General features: G+C 54.9%; 3 protein-coding genes. 1 reads left to right on the forward strand and 2 read right to left on the reverse strand.

Annotated elements, in window-relative coordinates:
- Both JF66_RS24785 and JF66_RS20360 read right to left on the reverse strand, forming a co-directional pair.
- Window positions 1-238 (reverse strand): hypothetical protein (locus JF66_RS24785; protein ID WP_231556539.1); only part of this gene is annotated, 238 nt, incomplete at its 3' end.
- A gap of 544 nt (window positions 239-782) precedes the next feature.
- Window positions 783-1,361, reverse strand: coding sequence for an acetyltransferase (locus JF66_RS20360; RefSeq protein ID WP_035880746.1), 579 nt, complete (start codon window positions 1,359-1,361; stop codon window positions 783-785).
- 287 nt (window positions 1,362-1,648) lie between these two features.
- On the opposite strand from JF66_RS20360, the gene JF66_RS22675 reads away from it, so the two are divergent.
- A partial coding sequence (locus JF66_RS22675) for a glycosyltransferase (protein WP_156109974.1) occupies window positions 1,649-2,257 on the forward strand: 609 nt, incomplete at its 3' end.

Consider the following 2,257-nt stretch of genomic DNA (forward strand, 5'->3'; position numbering starts at 1 on the left):
CGAAAATTCGCAACTGCGCTGAGGGGCATTTTTCTAACACAAGGTCCCAAGCATCGAGTAATGTGTCAACACCTTTGCGATAGCTGACACTCCCGGCAAACACGACAATCGGTGCGCAGCGGGACGGATCTTCTGGATCGTGGTCGCGCTGCTGAACGGGCCCCGGGTTGGGCAAGATTACAACCTGACATTGGGGAGCCAAATCAGAAGCGACAGCCGCGGCCTCTTTGTTCAACACGGCGATTTTCCGGGCTCGACGAAGTACAAAACCATAAATGATTCTGAGTAATTTGGATGATCGCGCCGATGCTACAAAGACTGATCCATGGACGGTGACATATGTACGCAGTCCAAGACTCTTCGATATCACGACGAGCGCCCCCTCGCGCACGAAGGATCCATTATGACCGAGGTGAACGTGGGCAACCGGCGCTCTCTTCGCCCAAATACCGGAAGTCAGTCGTACCTTCACAAGCTCGAAAACTGCTCGAGAGAAGGACGCAAGTTGAAGACCAGGGCTGTCTGTAGTCTTTGTCCAAGACGAGACTGCTGAGCACTCAAGGGCGCTGAAGGGCGAGGACGCATAAGCGCGAATTACCGTCTCAATACCCCCAACACCTTGAGAGTCGGGCCCGATATGGATGGCTCGCATTTTTCTAGCGCTTGCAGTGGGTCCAACTTGGGCGTCAGGTTGCCCCAACCCCCCAGTCGCCCTTAGATCAGAGTGGGTCATACAGTCACCATTAGATTCTTGCTGTTTATGCCCGTGCCTGAGTGCGCCCCTACTCGAACCGGCATGGTCCTGGTTTCAAATTATGGCCGGAGAAAATCGTATTTGCGTCAACATCGCCGGAAACCACCGTAAGGGGGGTGATCAGAGCGGATATCCCTATGTGGCTACCGCCGAGGACGATGCACCGGCTGGTAATCCACGCGCCAGATTCGATGTGGATCGGCCTGGTCAGTAAGGCCATATCGCGTCGATGTGCGTGGCTCCCTGTCGTGAGAAAAACTTCTTGGGAGATAACAACGTCGTGCGCGACGTGGATGTGGTCCTGATTATGGAACCAGACGCCTTCACCGATCCAAGAATCTGCTCCGATATGTAGTTTCCACGGAAACTTAACGCGTGTGCGCGGACGGAAGATGACACCCGCGCCGATATCGGCCCCGAAGAGGCGAAGTGCCTGGATACGAAGCTCCGAACTTATCTGCCACGGGTTTGTGACGAAAAGCAACTCCACAATTGCCCACAGATAGACAATCGCCTTGGGGCGGTCCCAGGCTGCTCGTTCCCCGGGTGCATCACGAAGCCGTATAACCTTTATCTGCTTCGATGGCTCGGCACGCTGAGCGTCCATCTGCCTATCCCTCCCCGATTTGAGCTTCTACCGTGAGAGCACACAAACACACCCGCCACGATCATTCATCTGAGTCTACGGCCCTGTGGTTAGTGAAATGGCAGTCAGCGGGGGAGACACGTATAGTGAGAATCAGTTGAAGGGGTCTAGGGCAGAAGGCGGATCTCGAATCATCTGAGAAAACAAACGGGGGCTTCCATGCGCAAACACTTCACTTCCGTATTTTTGCCAAAGCTCTTAGAGCTAAATTCTTCCTGCCCGTCGCCGAGCCGCTTGCGCTAACGGTCATGCCGTTGTCGGGCAAGGCGCAAGCCTTGCGTTCTCAGGGATCTCTTCATGTGCTCGTCGTCGGGCTGAACTATTCACCGGAACCCTCCGGCATTGCGCCCTACACTGCTGCCTTGGCCAAAGGGCTTCAAGAGCGCGGACTTGAGATAACAGTCCTGACGTCGCATCCCCATTATCCTGAATGGCAAATTCACCCTGGCTATGGTTCTTGGAATCGGCGCGAAACAGTTGACTTGGTTCCTGTCGCGCGTTTGCTGCACTACGTCCCTGCTCGTCCGAGTGGCATAAAGCGTCTTGTTTCGGAGATCTCTTTCGGCCTACGACTACTTTTTGCGCGCTGGGACAATCCTGATGTCGTCCTGCTGGTCTCGCCAGCGCTCTTCGCTAGCGCATTGGCAATGCTGCGCATCCGTTTCAGCAGCCGCAAACCAATCGTGAATATCTGGTTGCAGGACATTTACAGCTTGGGAATCAGAGAGACGGGCATGGGTGGTCTGGCGGTTGCGCGAATCGTGACGTGGGTCGAGAGGAAGACTTTGAAGGCTGCGGCTGGAGTTGTGGTCATTCACTCAAGGTTTGCTGAATATCTCAGTTCCAAACTTGGCGTC

This window comes from Cryobacterium sp. MLB-32 (assembly GCF_000738085.1).
Taxonomy (GTDB): domain Bacteria; phylum Actinomycetota; class Actinomycetes; order Actinomycetales; family Microbacteriaceae; genus Cryobacterium.